Here is a 15,792-nt window from a genome sequence, read left to right on the forward strand (position 1 = left end):
AGGGGGGACGCGGCCCTCGCGGCGGTCCGGGTGCGCCTATGATCCGGGAACGATGCTGAGCGGTAAGACAGCCGTGGCGTTCACCTCGGGCGGCGTGCTCGCCGCCGCCGGCTTCCTCGCCGCGCTCACGTTCCTGCCGGCCTACTCGGGCGGCGAGACCGTCGTCGAGTACAACGGCACGTGGGTCGTGTGGGTCGGCGTCGTCCCCGTCTCCCTGTCGCTGGTCGTCTGGGCCGGCCTGCGCGCCCGCTGCACGACAGGGAGCCGGTTCGGCACCCGGATCGCCGTCGTCGCCGTCGCAGTCGTGATCCTCCAGGCGTACGTGATGCTGCTCTCGGCCGGCGTTTGGCTCATGCCGGCTGCGGCGCTGCTCCTCCTCGGCGTCGTCACGACGCCGAGCCCTCGCTGACCGTCGAGGCGGCGTTCGTAGAGTCGGTCCGGCATGGCCGACCTCGCCTCGATCGACGCGAAGCTCGACGCTCTCTCGCAGCAGCCGTTCCGGGCGAAGTTCCATCTGCGCGGGCGCGACGCCGCGACGGTGGAACTGCGGGGCATGGAGATCGTTCGCCGGCACGCGGACGAGCTGCTGGTGAAGCGGCTTGCGCCGGCGGACCCGTACAAGGACGGCAAGCAGACGCCGTACCGCGGCCATCCGGTGTTCGTCGCGCAGCACGCGACGGCGACGTGTTGCCGCTCGTGCCTGGAGCGCTGGCACGGCATCGAGAAGGGCCGCGAGATGACCGACGACGAGCGCGCGTATGCGGCGGACGTGATCTGCCGCTGGATCGAGCGGGATCTCGCTGCATCCGGCCGTCGCGCGCCTCGCTGAGTCAGCGGGCGAAGACGCGGAACTCGCGTTCGACGCGGAAGCCGGCGGCGCGGTAGAGGCCGAGCGCGCTGTCGTTGGCGGCCTCGACGCCGAGGGCGAACCCGGTGGCTCCCTGCTCCCGGAGGTCGGCGAGGGCGTGCAGGAGGAGCGCGCGGCCGAGGCCCTGGCCGCGATGGGAGCGGGCGACGGCGAGCTGCTCGATCCAGCCGCGGCCGTCGCTGAACACGCGGCCGGCGATCCAGCCGACCGGGCGGGCGTCGTGGCGTGCGACCCAGCCGCGGTACTCGCGCGCGAACGTCGCGCTCCACGCCTCTAGCGGCCGATCGTGGTGGCCGGGGACCTCCGACCAGGCGGCGTCGACGTAGACGAGCGCGTAGACGGCGTCGTCGTCCTCGCCCGGCCGGTACGGCGCGATCTCGATCCCCGGCGGCCAGGCCGCCGCGGCGAGCGCGGGCTCGATGCCGCGCTCGAGGTCGAAGGCGGAGCGGACGTGGGCGAACCCGTGCTCCTCCAGCCATGCGATCCGCTGCTCGTCGTTCGCGTAGGCGGAGACCTCGCGGATTCCCCGGTCGACGAGCCAGCCCACGAGCGCCTCCAGCGCGGGCATCGCAGCCGCGGGGTCGATGGCGAGCATCTCGCCACCGCCCTCGATCGCGGCGTAGCCCGTGATGCGGCCCCCGTCCTCGAAGACCACGCCCGGCGGATAGGAGTCGATCAGCTCGCCGACCTCGTCGGTCGACACCTCCGACGCGCCGGACCAGGCGGCGTCCTCGGCGAGCACCAGCGCGATGACGTCGTCGCGGTCGGCGGGCGTGACGGGGCGCAGCATCGGACCGGCGGCGTGGACTACGCCTTCTTCTTCGGGGCGCGAAGCGTGATCGACTTCGTCGTGACGGCGGTGTCGGCCGGCTGCAGCAGGACGCGCGTGCGCAGCTTCCCCTGCTTCGCGAGCAGTGTCCGCGCCGCACCCGACAGCCGGATGCGGACGGTGGTGGTCGACCCGCTGGCCGTGGAGAACCCGCCGCTGCCGAAGATGAGCCGGAAGCGGCCGCCGCCGAAGCGCACTGCCGACGCCGTCTGCAGCGCGACCGTGCCGCTGCACGGGACGGATCGCCCGGCCGGGCAGACCACGGACGCCGTCACGCTCCGGCGATCGGCCGACTGGCGGATGCTGCCGAGGGTGGGACCGGGGACGACGACGGGCGTCGGCACCTCCTTGGTGACGGTGACCTCCTTCGTCACCACAACCGGGGGAGCGGGCTCCACCGGGCACGGTGCGTGCGAGGCGGCGTCGGTCGGGCAGCCGTCCTGCGTCTCGTCGCCGTAGCGGTCGCCGTCGGCGTCGGGCTCGATGGTGCCCTCGAGCAGCAGGAGGAACCCGCCGAACGGGCTCGTGGCCTGCTGGGTGCCGAGGACGTCGCCCGCCACGCGCGTGTACTCGGCGCTGGTCCCGCCCGTCGTGAAGGCGGGCGCCGCGCCGCCGGCTGCGTCCTTCTGCGTCCAGATGGCGAGGAACTCGCCGGCGACGATCGGGATCCCGACCGCGTGCCCGCTCGTGTCGGTCGGGAAGTACGTCTCGGTCCCGAGCGGCGAGCTCGGCTTGAACGTCAGGAACACGTCGTTCGCGCCCGACGGCGTGGCCGGCCGCGCGGTGAGGTTCGGGCTCGTGCCGCTCATGATGCGATACGCGAAGACGCCGGGATCGGCGCCCCCCGGACCTCGGCGGAGACGCAGCCGCGTCAGGACGCCCGAGACCGGTGCGGAGGCGCTCGCGCCGCCGGCCAGCTTCGTGCCCGTCGTCGTGGCGTTCGCGGGTGTCCCGAAGCTCGGCGTGGCTCCGTCGATCGGCGGCCCGAACGTCGTCGCGCCGTGCGCCGCGGGCGCCGCCCACAGAGCGACGCTCCCTGTCACACCGATCACCGTCAGCAGTCCGGCCGTCCGCATCTCGCGTCCTCCCTCTCGCGGTCCGCGCGAGTATCCACCAACGCGAGGTGCGTCGCCAGAGGCGTTATGCGGCGACGGCCTCCGGGTCCGACGGCGTCGAGCCGCCGACCGCGGCGGCGGGGCGGAACTGCATGCCGGCGTCCGTGATCGAGCCGAACCGCAGGGACAGGAGGTCCATCGGGTAGTTCATGCGGAGGTTCCACGGGGCCTTGGAGCCCTGCTTCGGGAACTTGTCGAGCGCCCGCAGGACGTAGCCGGCCTGGAAGTCGAGGAGCGGCTGCTCCTTGACCGTCGGGTCGTCGTTGTGCGGCACGCAGACCGGGCGGCCGGTCTTGCGCATGTGGTTGAGCAGGCGGCAGACGTACTCGGCCGTGAGGTCGACCTTCAGCGTCCACGACGCGTTCGTGTAGCCGATCGCGAACGCGAAGTTCGGGACGTCGGAGAGCATCATGCCCTTGTAGGCCATGGTCTCGGACAGCGCGATCGACCGGCCGTCGATCTCCATCTCGACGCCGCCGAAGACCTCGAGGTTCAGGCCGGTCGCGGTGACGACGATGTCGGCCTCGAGCTCCTCGCCCGAGCGCAGCTTGATCCCGTTCTCCGTGAACGTCTCGATGTGATCCGTGGCGATCGACGCGTCGCCGCGCTTCAGCGCCGCGAAGAGGTCGCCCTGCGGGACGACGCAGAGGCGCTGGTCCCAGGGGTCGTACGGCGGGCGGAAGTGCTTGTCGACGTCGATCTCGCGCGGCAGCTGCTTGATCGTCAGCTTGCGGATCAGCGACCGGACGCGGTGCGGCCAGCGGCGGCTCGCGCGGTAGAGCGCCGCCTGCAGCGCGACGTTCTTCCAGCGCACGATCCCGTAGGTCGCCTTCTTCGGCAGGACCTTGGCGAGCGCGGTCTGCAGCGGATCTTCGCCCGGCACCGCGAGGATGTAGGTCGGCGTGCGCTGCAGCATCGTCACGTGCGCGGCCTTGTCGGTCATCGCCGGGACGAGCGTCACCGCCGTCGCGCCGCTGCCGATCACCACGACGCGCTTGCCCGTGTAGTCGAGGTCCTCCGGCCAGTGCTGCGGATGGATGATCTGCCCGCGGAACCGCTCGGTCCCCTCGAAGTGCGGCGTGAAGCCTTCGTCGTAGCGGTAGTAGCCGGCGCACGACATGAGGAACTGGCACGTGACCGTCACGCGCTCCCCCGTCCCGACTCGCTCGGCCGTGACGGTCCACAGCGCATCGGCACTGGAGAACGACGCCGCGACGACCTTGAGCCCGTAGTGGATCTTGCGATCGATCCCGTACTCGCGCGCGGTGTCCCGGACGTAGCGCAGGATCGACGGCCCGTCGGCGATCGACTTCGCGTCGGTCCACGGCCGGAACCGGAACCCGAGCGTGTGCATGTCGGAGTCGGACCGGATGCCCGGATAGCGGAACAGATCCCACGTCCCGCCGAGCGACTCGCGCATCTCGAGGATCGCGTACGAGCGGTCGGGGCACTTGTCCTGCAGGTGGAACGCGCTGCCGATGCCGGAGATGCCGGCGCCGACGATTAGCACGTCGACGTGCGCCGGCGGAGCGTCGGTTCCGCGGCCGTTGTCGAGGGGAAGCGTGGAGGTCATGTCAGGCACATCCGCGTTCGGGTCGTGGTCGACGATGCGTCGATCGTATCAACACTGTGTCGAGAACGTCGACATCGAGTAGACTCGGTACCCGCATGACCCCTCCGGCCAAGCAGGAAGCAGCGCGCGCCACCCGGTCCCGCCGACAGGCGCGGATGAGCGGCGACGAGCGCGAGCGGGCGATCCTCGAGACGTTCGAGCGCCTGCTCGGCGAGCGGTCCCTGCACCGCATCTCGATCGACGACATCGCCCGCGGCGCGGGGATCTCGCGGCCGACGTTCTACTTCTACTTCGCCTCCAAGGAGGCGGTGCTGCTGTCGCTGTTCGAGCGGATGCTCGCCGACGCGCAGGCCCGCCGCGGCGACGTGATGGCGCAGCTGGCGGCCGATCCGCGCGAGGCGATCCGGGAGAGCCTCGCCGCCTTCTACGACGTCTTCCGCGAGCACCGCGCGGTGACCCTCGCCGGCGTCGACGCCGGCGCGTCGAGCGCCGAGGTCCGCGAGGTCTGGTCGCAGGTGATGGAGGGCTGGGTGTCCGAGACGCAGCGGGCGATCGAGGCCGAGCGCGCCCGCGGCGCGGCACCCGACGGCCTCCCCGCCCGCGACCTCGCGATCGCCCTTCTGCACATGAACGACCGGGTCTTCCACACCGCGCTCGCGCACCATCCCCCGGCGCTGGAAGAGGACCGCGTCGTCGACGTGCTCGTCGGGATCTGGCTGGCGACGATCTACGGCGCCGGGCCCGCGGACGTCGCGAGCTAGGCGGCGGCCTGCGCCACCGGCGGCGCGGCGGCGCCGGCGACGCGCACCCGGTCGCGGCCCGCGGCCTTCGCCTCGTACAGCGCGAGGTCGGCGCGGGCGCGGACGGCGTCGAAGTCGAACGGCTCGCCCGGGGCGGTCGCGGCGACGCCGAGCGACAGCGTGACCTCCACCCCGCCGATGGGCCGCCCGCCGACGATCCGGCGCAGCCGCTCGGCGACCTCGGCGGCGGTCGCCGCGTCGACGCCGGCGAGCACGACGACGAGCTCCTCGCCGCCGAAGCGGTAGAGGTCCTCGAACGCCCGCAGCTGGCTGCGCATCCGGTCGGCCACGCCGCGCAGCACGGCGTCCCCGGCCGCATGGCCGAGGCGGTCGTTGACCGCCTTGAAGTGATCCAGGTCGCCGACGACGACGGCCACGCCGGCGCCGGTCAGCGCCGACTGGTGGGCGAGCTCCACCGACCGCGCCTCGAGCGCTCGCCGGTTGAGCAGGCCGGTCAGCGGGTCGACGATCGCCGCACCGCGGTGGTCGACGGCGGAGCGCCCGACGGCCGAGCCGATCACCGCGAAGCAGGCGAGCAGCGCGAAGACGAAGACGAGGTCGCTCGGGTGGCCGGTGATCGTCGCCGGCTCGGTCATCACGATGACGAAGGCCATGAGCGCCGCCGTGTACGCGACGCCCAGCACCGTCGCCCGGCCCGGGAAGACCGCGCTCGAGCCGACCATCATGAGCGTCAGCATCGGCAGCGCCCACGCCATGCCGGTCACGCCTTCGGGCACGTCGGCGACCAGGAACGCGAGCGCGTTGCCCGCCTGCGCGAGCAGCCACGCGCCGCCGAGCCAGTACTCGGGACGGCGGCGGCGCCCGAGGTTCGCGCCGAGGCGGCGATACAGCAACGAGCCGACCACCACGGGGACGATCGGCCACCAGCCGAACCACGGGCCGAGGAACAGCGTCGCGGCGAACGCGAGCGCATACGGGACGGGGTTGGCCTCGCGCAGGCGGCCGGCCAGCTCGACGAGGTGGCGGCGCTCGTTGGCGTCGACCAGCCAGCTCGCCGCCTGGTCGCGCAGCGCCGCGTGGCGCTCGGGCGCGGCACCGGCGCGGGCCGGCTCGGGCGCACGACGGCGCTCGACGCGGTTGGCGCGCAGCACGGTGACCGCGTCGCCCTCGTCGTCGAGGCGGACGCGGTCGCGCCCGTCGCGCTTGGCCTCGTAGAGGGCGGCGTCGGCGCGGCCGAACAGCGTCGCGAAGTCGAAGCTCTCCCCGGGCCGCGTGGTCGCCCCGCCGACGGACACGGTCACGTCGACCCCGGCGATCGGGCGGTCGGCGACGGCCATGCGCAACCGCTCGGCGACGGCGAGCACCGCAGCGGGCTCCGAGTCGGGCAGCAGGACGACGAACTCCTCGCCGCCGTAGCGGTAGACACCGGCGAACGCGGGCAGCTCGGCGCGCAGCCGGTCGGCCACGCCGCACAGCACGGCGTCGCCCATGGCATGGCCGTGTCTGTCGTTGATGGCCTTGAAGCGGTCGACGTCGAGCACCAGGACGCCCGTGCGGGCGAGGCCGTGAGCGGCGCTCTGCTCCAGCTCGAGCGCCCGCGTCCGCAGCGCCGCGCGGTTCAGCGCGCCCGTGAGCTGGTCGACGATGGCCGCGCGGCGCGAGGCCCGCTCGACGTCGCGCACGATCGAGCCGACGATCGCGGTGCTCAGCAGCAGCGCGACCTGATGAGCCAGCAGCGGCGGCGTCGAGGTCACCATGTCCCCCACAGCGACGACCGCGACGACGACGAGCAGGACCGAGCTCAGCAGCGCGCCGGCGACGACCGTCCGCGTCGGCCAGACGACGCTCGCGAGCATCATCGGGAACGCGAAGAGCGGCAGCAGGTACTGGCGCGGGCCGGAGGCGACGAGGATCACGAGGGCGACGGCGGCCTGGGCGACGATCCACGAGGCCAACAGCGCCAGCTCCGGCCGGCGGAAGCGGTCGAGGCGCGCCTGGAGGCCGCGGAAGAGCGCGGCGCTGGCGGCGAGCGTGACCGGCGGCCACCAGCCGAACGAGGGAACGCCGAGCAGCGCAGCGACGAACAGCAGCGCGATCGCGCCGCTCGATCGCGGCTGCAGCTGCCGGCTGACGTCGACCACGCGGGCGCGTTCGGCGTCGTCGCGGCACAGGAGACCCGCTCCGTGCATGCACAGGGGATCGGCGGTCCGTGGTGGAACTTGACCGCATGTCACCCACCGGGTCGGTGGTCAACGACGGAATCTCAAGCGAACCGCGTGGCCAGCGCCTGCTCGACGGCCTCGAGCAGCCGCTCGGCCGCGAACGGCTTCGCGATGAACGACGCGTCCGGGATGTCGGCCTCGGCCCCGAGCCGGTCCTCGGCGTAGCCGGACATGAAGACGATCGGCACGTCGGATCGCGCGCGCAGCCGCTCTGCCAGCTCGGTGCCCGACATGCCCGGCATGACGACGTCGGTCAGCAAGAGGTCGATCGTCGCCCCGGTGCCGGCGAGCGCGAGCGCATCGTCGCCCGACGCCGCCTCGATCACCACGTAGCCGGCGTCGCGCAGGATCCGCACCGTCGACTGCCGCACCGCGGACTCGTCCTCGACGACGAGCAGCCGCTCCCCCGCCCCGGAACGCCGCGGCGCGATCGGCGCCGGCGTCCCCTCCTCCGGCTCGCCCGCGATCGCCGGCAGCAGGATCCGCACCGTGGTCCCGCGCCCGGGCGCCGACTCGATGTCGACGTGACCGCCCGCCTGCGTCGCGATCCCGTAGACGGTCGCGAGCCCCAGGCCGGTGCCCATGCCCGATCCCTTCGTGGTGAAGAACGGCTCGAACGCGCGCTCGACGGTCTCGGCGTCCATGCCCACGCCGGTGTCGCTCACCTCGAGGCAGACGTAGCCGAGCGCGCTCGGCGGGTTCCATGAGGCGTCGAGCGTCGCGCGCGACACCGCCAGCGTCAGCGTCCCGCCCTCCGGCATCGCGTCGCGGGCGTTGACGGCGAGGTTCATGACGACCTGGTCGAGCTGGCTGCGATCGGCCTCCACGGGCGGCAGCCCCGGCTCGACGTCGACCGCCAGCGTGATGTGGCTGCCGAGCGTGCGCGAGAGCATGTTCTGCAGGTCGTGGAGCACCGCGCCGAGATCGACGAGCTCGTTCTCGACGGCCTGGCGACGGCTGAAGACGAGCAGTCGGCGGGTGAGCTCCGACGCGCGCCGCGCGGCCTCCGTGATCTGCTCAACGTCGCTCGCGACCGTCGAGCCCGGCTCCACCTCCGCCTTGACGAACCCGGCGAAGTTGGTGATCACGGCGAGCAGGTTGTTGAAGTCGTGCGCGATGCCGCCCGCGAGCTGGCCGACGGTCTCGAGCCGCTCGACTTGGCGCAGGCGGGCGGCGAGCGCCTCGCGCTCGTGCCGGGCCTGCTGGCGGTCGGTGACGTCGGTGCTGACCCCCGCGAGCGCGTACGTCCGGCCAGTGGCGTCGCGCAGCGGGAACTTCAGCGAGCTGAAGACGCGGACGCGGCCGTCGACGTGGACGTGCTCCTCGACCTCGACGGGCCCCTCGCCGGCGAGCACCCGCTCGTCCGTTCGGCGCAGCACGTCGGCCTCGCCGGCCGGGAAGAAGTCGTGGTCGCACCTGCCGATGATGTCCTCGGGACTGGAGCCGAGCAGCGTCGCCAGGAACCGGTTGACGAGCAGGTAGCGGCCGTCGAGGCCCTTCATGAAGATCGCCGCCGGCGTGTTGTCGACGAACGCCTGCAGGCGCATGCGGCTCGCGGTGAGCTGCTCGGCGACCACGGCGCGGTCGATCGCCGCCGCGAGCACGTTCGTCAGCGCCTGCAGGAAGTGCAGGTCGTCGCCCGAGAACCGGCGCCGATCGCGCGCGAGGACCGCGACGCCGCCGAGCAGGCGCGAGCCGACGTACATCGGCACGAACATCCCGGCGCGGGCGCCGGTCTCGTGCAGGCGCGGGAGGCCGGCGAAGCGGTCGTCGCTGCGCAGGTCCTCGGCGACGAGGCTCTCGAAGCGCCGGATCGCCGCGCCGAAGACGGTGTCGCCGAGCGGGAAGATGGTCCCGCGTTCGACGCTGGAGGGCGCCGACTCGGTGTGGAGGACGAGCGCAGTGCCCGCGGGGTCGCGCTCGAGCACCGCGGCGTAGTCGACGCCGAGCAGCTCGGCGGCGCGGTCGACCCCCGCGCGAAGGACCCGGTCAAGGTCCTGCGTCGTGAGCGCGAGCCGGCCGATCTCCGCCACGACCGCCTCGCGGCGGGCGCGGGCGCCCAGCGCCTCGGCCCGGCGGCGCTCGGACACGTCGCGGACCGCCGCGATCACGAGCGTCCCGCCCGGCGACTCGAGCGTGCTCCGCGAGATCTCGACCGGGATGCCGTGGCCGTCGCGGTGGCGGGCGGTGAGGTCACGGGCCCCGTCGCCCAGCGCGTCCGGGACCACCAGGTCGACCGAGCGGCCGACGAGCTCGTCGCGGCCGTGGCCGAACAGCCGCTCCGCCGCACGGTTGACGAACCGGATCGTGCCGTCGCCCTCCGCCACGAGCATGGCGTCGGGCGCGGCTTCGAGGACCGCGCGGAACGTGGTGTCGGATTCCGAGGTCATCCGGTCGAGGACGTTGAACTACGATCGAGTCCGATGGACAGGCAAGGGTCTATCACCGTGCTCCTGGCGGACGATCATCCGATGCTTCGGGCCAGCCTCGTGCGCGCGATCCAGCATCAGCCGTCGCTGCGGCTCGTCGGCGAGGCGGCGGACGGCCGCGCAGCGCTGCAGAGCATCCGGGAGCTCGGCCCCGACGTCGCCGTCATCGACCTGCGGATGCCGGGGCTGGACGGCCTCGCCGTCCTCAACGCCGCGCGCCGCGACGGCCTGTCGACGCGGATCATGCTGCTGTCCGGCCTGCTCGAGCGCTCGGACGTCGAGCGCGCGCTCGACCTCGGCGCCGCGGGCGTGCTGTCCAAGACGACCGAGGCGACGGCGCTCGTCGACGCGATCCTGGCCGTCGGCCGCGGCGAGACGGTCATGGGGTCCGACGTCCCGCAGCCGCAGGGCGGTCCCGGCGGGCGCCCGCGCGCCGCACCGCTGCTGACCCCGCGCGAGCACGAGATCCTCCACCTGATGGCGGCCGGCCGGTCAGGGCCGCAGATCGCGCAGGACCTCGTCCTGAGCCTGTCCACGGTCAAGACCCACACCGAGAAGCTGTACACGAAGCTCGGAGTCTCGGATCGCGGCGCCGCCGTGGCCGAGGGGATGCGGCGCGGACTCGTCGAGTAGGCGCGTCGGTCATCGGCCGATCGCCCCTTTCGGCGCCCCGGGGCCGAATGACCCGCGTTCACGGGCCGATGCACCGGGCGTGCCGGACCGCCGCGTGATGATCTTCGAGGACGACCCGCTGTGGAGCGCGCTCGTCCGCCGCATCGTCGCCCGGGACCCGGGACTGACGACCGCGGCGGCGGACCCGGACGTCGTCGTGGTCGGCGGCGGCGCCCTGCGCGAGCGGGCGGCGCCCTCGATCGTCGCCGCCGCGCGCGCCGCCGGGGCTCACGTCGTCGCGCTCGTCGAACGGCAGGACGCGGAGACCTCCGCACTGCTCGACGCGCTCGGCATCACCGATAGCGTCCTGCGCTCCGCCCCGACCGCGGCGCTGGTGGCGGCGCTGCGCGACTAGGCCGCGAGCGGTAGGTCGCCGCGCGGGAACGGCCGCTTGCCCCAGCGCGCGGCGCGGGCGTAGTGCACGAGCCGGCCGAAGTAGTCCTCGAGCGGGGGCGGCCGCAGCCCCGCCTCGCCGAAGATCTCCTTGGCGCGCGCGTCGTCGAAGCGAACGTCCATCGCGAAGTACGGCAGGTACCGCGCCGCTTCGGCGGAACGCTCGGCCAGGCCGCCGCCGGCCAGGTCTGGGTCCACCAGCGGCGGCCGTGGCCGGCCGAGCGCGTCGCACGCCAGGTCGAGGAGATCCCCGGCAGTGAGCGCATCGGAGCCTGCGACGAGGTGCAGCGTCCCCGTCACGTCGGGACGGTCGAGCACGACGTGGGCGATCGCGTCGGCGACGTAGTCGACCGGGACGACGTCCACGTGCGCGCCCGCGCGCGCGGGGATCGCGGGCAGCAACCCGCGGTCGAACGCGCGCAGCGGCCAGTAGAGGACGTTGAAGGCCGCGGTCCAGCCGGTGTCGCTCTCCCCCACGACGATGCTCGGCCGCAGGATCACGGCATCGGGCCGACGCTCGGTGACGAGCGTCTCGGCCTCGAGCTTGCTCTGCTCGTACGTGTTGCGGAAGTCCTGGCCGCGGTCGCGGTCGTCCTCGGAGAACACGCCGCTCCGCTGGCCGGCGACGTACGCGGTCGAGACGTGGACGTACCGCGCGTCCGCGCGGTCGGCGGCGTCGAGCACGTGGCGGGTGCCGTCGACGTTGATCGCGCGCGCCTCGTCGAGATCGAGGCCGAACGACACCGACGCCGCGCAGTGCACGACGACGTCGACGTCCGGCACCGCCGGCAACGGCGCGGTGACGTCGCCCGGCACCGCGACCGCGCGCCCGCGCTGCTCCGCCGGGACGCCCATCGTGTCGAGCACCGCGTCGAGGCGGACGCGCGGGTCGGCGCCGCGCACGAGGCACGCGACGCGCTCGCCGCGGTCGAGCAGCCGCGCGAGCAGCTCCATGCCGACGAAGCCGGTCGCGCCGGTGAGCAGGACGGTCACGCCGTGACCGCCTCGGCGGCGGGGACGGCGGCGCCCGCGCCCGGCCCGACGGCGTGGAAGCCGCCGTCGACGTGGACGATCTCGCCGCTGATCGCGCGCGCCCAGTCCGACAGGAGGAACAGCGCGGCGTCGGCGACCGGCTCGGCGTCGTCGACGTCCCAGCCGAGCGGCGCGCCCGCGGTCCACAGGTCCTTCAGCCGGTCGAAGCCGGGGATCGCCCCGGCCGCCAGCGTGCGCACCGGCCCCGCGCTGACGAGGTTGACGCGGACGCCGCGCGGCCCGAGGTCGCGCGCGAGGTACCGCGACACGGCCTCGAGGCCGGCCTTCGCCACGCCCATCCAGTCGTAGGCCGGCCAGGCCACGGACGCGTCGAAGTCAAGGCCGACGACGCTGCCGCCACCGTCCCGCTCGAGCAGCGGCAGCATCGCGGCGGTCAGCCCCTTGAGGGAGTAGGCGCTGACCCGGAAGGCGGTCGCCGCGCTGTCGGGCGGCGTGTCGAGGAACGCGCCGCCCAGCGCATCCCCCGGTGCGAACGCGATCGCGTGCAGGACGCCGTCGAGGCGGTCCCAGCGGCGCTCGAGCTCCTCGCGGACGGCGACGAGGTCGTCGGCGTTCTCGACGTCGAGCTCGAGCACGTCGGCGGGCTCGGGCAGGACGCGGGCGGCGCGCTCGGTCAGGCGGCGGGCGCGGCCGAAGCCGGTGAGCACGACCTCGGCGCCCTCCTCCTGCGCGCGGCGGGCGACGTGCCACGCGATCGAGTCGCGCGTCACGACGCCCGTGACGAGCAGCTTGCGGCCCTCGAGCAGCGCGCTCACAGCGGGATCGGCACGAAGCCGTCGTCGGCGGGGACGTGCGGATCGAGCGCGGGCGCGTCGTCGCGGCTCCACAGGACCTCGACGACGGCGCGGCAGACGAGGCGGTCGTCCTGGTTGACGATCCGCAGGCTCAGGGTGACGAGCCCGGCCGCGGGGTCGATCTCGGTCAGCTGCGCGATCGCGCCCTCGACGCGGATCGTGTCGCCGAGGCGGACGGGCCGCTTGAACACCGCGTCCTTCACGCGCCGCAGCGCGAGGACGCGCTCGGGATCGAACGCGGTGAGGCCGACCGCGTAGGAGAGGACGAGCATGCCGTGGGCGATGCGCTCGCCGAACGCGCTCGACGCCGCCCACGCCGCGTCGGTGTGCTGCGGGTGCAGGTCGCCGGTCTGGGTCGCGAAGCCGACCACGTCGGCCTCGGTGATCGTGCGCCCGCGCGACGTGAAGCCGCTGCCGACCTCGAGTCGCTCGTACGGGACGGAGAGGGTCATGGCAGGGGTTCCTGGTGGTCGGGGTCGAGGGCGTCGAGGGCGTGGACGAGCCGCCGGCGGGTGTCGCTGGGGACGATCACCTCGTCGATCGCGCCCGCCGCGGCGGCGGCACGCGAGCCGAGGTGCTCGTCGGCGTAGTCGCGGGCGAGGCGGTCGGCCGTCGCATCGGCGTCGTCGGACGCCGCGATCGCGCGGCGGTGGACGATGCCGACCGCCTGCTTCGGACCCATGACGCCGAGCTGCGCGTTCGGCCACGCGAACGTGAGGTCGGCGCCGAGCTCCTTCGAGTTCATCGCGATGAACGCGCCACCGAACGCCTTGCGCAGCACGACGGTCACCTTCGGGACGCTCGCCGCCGCGAACGCGCGCACGAGCGTCGCGCCGAAGCGGATCACGCCCGCCTTCTCCTGCTGCGAGCCGGGCAGGAAGCCCGGCGTGTCGACGAGCACGACGAGCGGCAGCCCGAACCGGTCGCACATCTCGACGAACCGCGCCCCCTTCTGCGCCGCCTCGGCGTCGAGCACGCCGCCCAGGTGCCGCGGCTGGTTGGCGATGACGCCGACCGCGCGGCCGTCGATCCGCGCGAACGCGGTGACGATGTTGCGCGCCCACTTCGGCGACAGCTCGAGCATCCGGCTGCCGTCGGCGACGGCGCCGATGACCGTCCGCACGTCGTAGACCTTGCGCTGGTCGGCGGGGACGGCGGCGTCGGGGAACGCGCCGCGCGGGTCGGCCCCCGGCCAGCGCGACGGGCGCTCGCCGATGCGCTGCGGCAGGTAGTCGAGCAGATCGCGCGCCAGCAGCGCGGCGTCGACGTCGGTCGGCGCGACGAGCTGCGCGACGCCGTTGCGGCCGTGCACGCCGGGGCCGCCGAGCTCGGCCGCCGTCAGGTGCTCGCCCATGACCTCCTCGACGACCGCGGGCCCGGTCAGGAACATCGTCGCCGCGTCCGTCATGACGACGACGTCGGTCAGCGCGGGCGAGTACGAGCCGCCGCCGGCGGAGGCGCCGCCGATGACCGTGACCTGCGGGACGAGCTTCTGCAGCCGCACGTTCTCGGCGAAGATCCGGCCGTAGCCGCCGAGGGCGTCGACGCCCTCCTGCAGCCGCGCGCCGGCGGACTCGACGAAGCCGACGACGGGCACGCCCGCGCGGCCGGCGAGCCGCAGGACGCGCACGATCGTGTCGGCGTGCGCGGCGCCGAGCGAGCCGCCGATGAACCCGGCGTCCTGGGCGTAGGCGTAGACCGGGCGGCCGTCGACGCGTCCGGCCCCGGCGACGACGCCGTCGCCGGAGCGCGCCCGCTCCCCCATCCGCGTCGACGTGACGTCGGTGCGGATGAGCGACAGCGAGCCGGGGTCGCAGAGCACCTCGAGGCGCTCCAGCGCGGTGAGCTTCTCCTCCGGGCGGGGGACGACGGCGAGGGGCATCAGGTCGCCTTCAGGCAGAGGACGGCGTTGTGGCCGCCGAACCCGAACGAGCTCGACAGCCCCACGGCGTTGCCGTTCGCCGAGGCGAGCGGCTTCGCGGAGCCGGGCACGTAGTCGAGGTCGAGGCCCTCGTCGGGCTGCTCGTAGCCCAGCGTCGGCGGGGCGATGCGGTCGCGCAGCGCCAGCACGGTCGCGACCGCCTCCACGGCGCCGGCGGCGCCGAGCAGGTGGCCGATCGCCGATTTCGTCGACGAGACCGGCACGGTCATCGCGCGCTCGCCGAGCGCCGCCTTGAGCGCGTTCGTCTCCGCGCGGTCGTTGAGCGGCGTCGACGTGCCGTGCGCGTTGACGTAGTCGACGTCGTCCGGCGTGAGGCCGGCGTCCTCGAGCGCCGCGCGGATCGCGGCGGCGGCGCCGCGGCCCTCGGGGTCGGGTGCGGTGAGGTGGTGCGCGTCGGACGTCGCGCCGTAGCCCGCGATCTCCGCGAGCACGCGCGCGCCGCGCTCGCGAGCGCGCTCGGCGTCCTCGAGGATGAGCACGCCGGCTCCCTCGCCCATCACGAACCCGTCGCGGCGGACGTCGAACGGGCGCGAGATGCCGCTCGCCGACGTCGCGTCGAGCGCGCCGAAGGCGGCGCGGGAGAGCGAGGTCAGCGCGGCCTCGGAACCGCCCGCGACGACCGCGTCGGCGTCGCCGGCCTGGATCATCCGCGCGGCCGCGCCGAGCGCGTGGGCGCCCGCGGCGCACGCCGACACAACGCCGTACGTCTGGCCCCGCAGGCCGTGGCGCATCGACAGCGCGGCGGCGCCGGCGTTGCTCATCATGAGCGGCACGGCCAGCGGCGAGACCTTCTGCGGCCCCACGTCGCGCAGCGCGTCGAGGTTCACCTCGATCGTGCCGATGCCGCCGATGCCGGTGCCGAGCACGCAGCCCACGCGCTCCGCCGCGTACGGCAACTCGGCCTCCCAGCCGGCGTCCTCGAGCGCCTCCGCGCACGCGGCGACGGCGAACTGGGTGAAGCGGTCGCTGCGGCGTGCCTCCTTGGCGGTCATCCGCTCGGTCGGGTCGAAGTCGCGGCAGGCGCCCTCCCCGTCCTCGATCCCGCAGACGCCCGCGGTCCAGCGTTCGTGCAGCGCGCGGGCCCCCGATCCGAGTGGGGAGACGGCGCCCACGCCGGTGATGGCGACGGTGCGCCGCACGG

At 74.1% G+C, this 15,792-nt stretch carries 15 protein-coding genes; 5 read left to right on the top strand and 10 right to left on the bottom strand.

Features of this window, described 5'->3' with window-relative positions; genetic code table 11:
• Positions 1 to 52 precede the first annotated feature (52 nt).
• Together AC1UE4_RS08940 and AC1UE4_RS08945 are read left to right on the top strand one after the other, a co-directional pair.
• Complete coding sequence (locus AC1UE4_RS08940; RefSeq protein ID WP_482916872.1) at positions 53 to 409, top strand: hypothetical protein; 357 nt, start codon at positions 53 to 55, stop codon at positions 407 to 409.
• A gap of 33 nt (positions 410 to 442) precedes the next feature.
• The gene (locus AC1UE4_RS08945; protein ID WP_482916873.1) at positions 443 to 829 is read left to right on the top strand and encodes a DUF4186 domain-containing protein; all 387 of its coding nucleotides are present in this window, start codon (positions 443 to 445) and stop codon (positions 827 to 829) included.
• Between the two features lies 1 nt (position 830).
• Here the strand turns inward: AC1UE4_RS08945 and AC1UE4_RS08950 are convergent, their stop codons facing one another.
• From AC1UE4_RS08950 to AC1UE4_RS08960, 3 genes are all read right to left on the bottom strand, one after another.
• Positions 831 to 1,658: a GNAT family N-acetyltransferase gene (locus AC1UE4_RS08950; protein ID WP_482916874.1), complete on the bottom strand. Its 828-nt coding sequence runs from the start codon at positions 1,656 to 1,658 to the stop codon at positions 831 to 833.
• Between the two features lie 17 nt (positions 1,659 to 1,675).
• A complete protein-coding gene (locus AC1UE4_RS08955) occupies positions 1,676 to 2,773 on the bottom strand; it encodes a hypothetical protein (protein WP_482916875.1) in 1,098 nt (365 codons plus the stop codon).
• Between the two features lie 64 nt (positions 2,774 to 2,837).
• Positions 2,838 to 4,385 carry a flavin-containing monooxygenase gene (locus AC1UE4_RS08960; RefSeq protein ID WP_482916876.1) on the bottom strand — a complete coding sequence of 516 codons (1,548 nt, stop codon included), beginning with the start codon at positions 4,383 to 4,385 and terminating at the stop codon, positions 2,838 to 2,840.
• A 95-nt stretch (positions 4,386 to 4,480) separates the two neighbouring features.
• Between AC1UE4_RS08960 and AC1UE4_RS08965 the strand changes: the two genes are divergently transcribed.
• Positions 4,481 to 5,146: a TetR/AcrR family transcriptional regulator gene (locus AC1UE4_RS08965; RefSeq protein ID WP_482916877.1), complete on the top strand. Its 666-nt coding sequence runs from the start codon at positions 4,481 to 4,483 to the stop codon at positions 5,144 to 5,146.
• Here AC1UE4_RS08965 and AC1UE4_RS08970 read toward each other — a convergent pair.
• The gene (locus AC1UE4_RS08970) at positions 5,143 to 7,335 is read right to left on the bottom strand and encodes a GGDEF domain-containing protein (protein WP_482916878.1); all 2,193 of its coding nucleotides are present in this window, start codon (positions 7,333 to 7,335) and stop codon (positions 5,143 to 5,145) included. The two genes, AC1UE4_RS08965 and AC1UE4_RS08970, sit on opposite strands and share 4 nt — an antisense overlap.
• Before the next feature lie 74 nt (positions 7,336 to 7,409).
• Positions 7,410 to 9,758 carry a hybrid sensor histidine kinase/response regulator gene (locus tag AC1UE4_RS08975; protein ID WP_482916879.1) on the bottom strand — a complete coding sequence of 783 codons (2,349 nt, stop codon included), beginning with the start codon at positions 9,756 to 9,758 and terminating at the stop codon, positions 7,410 to 7,412.
• 33 nt (positions 9,759 to 9,791) lie between these two features.
• Here AC1UE4_RS08975 and AC1UE4_RS08980 point away from each other — a divergent pair, with 33 nt between their 5' ends.
• Positions 9,792 to 10,430 carry a response regulator gene (locus AC1UE4_RS08980; protein ID WP_482916880.1) on the top strand — a complete coding sequence of 213 codons (639 nt, stop codon included), beginning with the start codon at positions 9,792 to 9,794 and terminating at the stop codon, positions 10,428 to 10,430.
• 79 nt (positions 10,431 to 10,509) lie between these two features.
• Positions 10,510 to 10,824, top strand: a complete 315-nt coding sequence (locus AC1UE4_RS08985) for a hypothetical protein (protein ID WP_482916881.1) — start codon at positions 10,510 to 10,512, stop codon at positions 10,822 to 10,824.
• On the opposite strand, the gene AC1UE4_RS08990 is transcribed toward AC1UE4_RS08985, so the two are convergent.
• Genes AC1UE4_RS08990 through AC1UE4_RS09010 form a run of 5 tightly spaced genes read right to left on the bottom strand, consistent with a single transcriptional unit; the run spans position 10,821 to position 15,790 of the window.
• Positions 10,821 to 11,855, bottom strand: coding sequence for an SDR family oxidoreductase (locus tag AC1UE4_RS08990; RefSeq protein ID WP_482916882.1), 1,035 nt, complete (start codon positions 11,853 to 11,855; stop codon positions 10,821 to 10,823). The two genes, AC1UE4_RS08985 and AC1UE4_RS08990, sit on opposite strands and share 4 nt — an antisense overlap.
• Complete coding sequence (gene fabI / locus AC1UE4_RS08995) at positions 11,852 to 12,670, bottom strand: enoyl-ACP reductase FabI (protein ID WP_482916883.1); 819 nt, start codon at positions 12,668 to 12,670, stop codon at positions 11,852 to 11,854. The genes AC1UE4_RS08990 and fabI overlap by 4 nt, the downstream gene beginning before the upstream one ends.
• Positions 12,667 to 13,161, bottom strand: a complete 495-nt coding sequence (locus AC1UE4_RS09000) for a MaoC/PaaZ C-terminal domain-containing protein (RefSeq protein ID WP_482916884.1) — start codon at positions 13,159 to 13,161, stop codon at positions 12,667 to 12,669. The genes fabI and AC1UE4_RS09000 overlap by 4 nt, the downstream gene beginning before the upstream one ends.
• Complete coding sequence (locus AC1UE4_RS09005; RefSeq protein WP_482916885.1) at positions 13,158 to 14,591, bottom strand: acyl-CoA carboxylase subunit beta; 1,434 nt, start codon at positions 14,589 to 14,591, stop codon at positions 13,158 to 13,160. The genes AC1UE4_RS09000 and AC1UE4_RS09005 overlap by 4 nt, the downstream gene beginning before the upstream one ends.
• The gene (locus AC1UE4_RS09010; RefSeq protein ID WP_482916886.1) at positions 14,591 to 15,790 is read right to left on the bottom strand and encodes a beta-ketoacyl-[acyl-carrier-protein] synthase family protein; all 1,200 of its coding nucleotides are present in this window, start codon (positions 15,788 to 15,790) and stop codon (positions 14,591 to 14,593) included. The genes AC1UE4_RS09005 and AC1UE4_RS09010 overlap by 1 nt, the downstream gene beginning before the upstream one ends.
• Positions 15,791 to 15,792 lie beyond the last annotated feature (2 nt).

This window comes from Parviterribacter kavangonensis, from assembly GCF_056863335.1.

Coding starts and splice junctions, on each gene's coding strand:
- AC1UE4_RS08940 (WP_482916872.1), top strand. CDS start 53: ATGCTGAGCGGTAAGACAGCCGTGGCGTTCACCTCGGGCGGCGTGCTC.
- AC1UE4_RS08945 (WP_482916873.1), top strand. CDS start 443: ATGGCCGACCTCGCCTCGATCGACGCGAAGCTCGACGCTCTCTCGCAG.
- AC1UE4_RS08950 (WP_482916874.1), bottom strand. CDS start 1,658: ATGCTGCGCCCCGTCACGCCCGCCGACCGCGACGACGTCATCGCGCTG.
- AC1UE4_RS08955 (WP_482916875.1), bottom strand. CDS start 2,773: ATGCGGACGGCCGGACTGCTGACGGTGATCGGTGTGACAGGGAGCGTC.
- AC1UE4_RS08960 (WP_482916876.1), bottom strand. CDS start 4,385: ATGACCTCCACGCTTCCCCTCGACAACGGCCGCGGAACCGACGCTCCG.
- AC1UE4_RS08965 (WP_482916877.1), top strand. CDS start 4,481: ATGACCCCTCCGGCCAAGCAGGAAGCAGCGCGCGCCACCCGGTCCCGC.
- AC1UE4_RS08970 (WP_482916878.1), bottom strand. CDS start 7,335: ATGCACGGAGCGGGTCTCCTGTGCCGCGACGACGCCGAACGCGCCCGC.
- AC1UE4_RS08975 (WP_482916879.1), bottom strand. CDS start 9,758: ATGACCTCGGAATCCGACACCACGTTCCGCGCGGTCCTCGAAGCCGCG.
- AC1UE4_RS08980 (WP_482916880.1), top strand. CDS start 9,792: ATGGACAGGCAAGGGTCTATCACCGTGCTCCTGGCGGACGATCATCCG.
- AC1UE4_RS09000 (WP_482916884.1), bottom strand. CDS start 13,161: ATGACCCTCTCCGTCCCGTACGAGCGACTCGAGGTCGGCAGCGGCTTC.
- AC1UE4_RS09005 (WP_482916885.1), bottom strand. CDS start 14,591: ATGCCCCTCGCCGTCGTCCCCCGCCCGGAGGAGAAGCTCACCGCGCTG.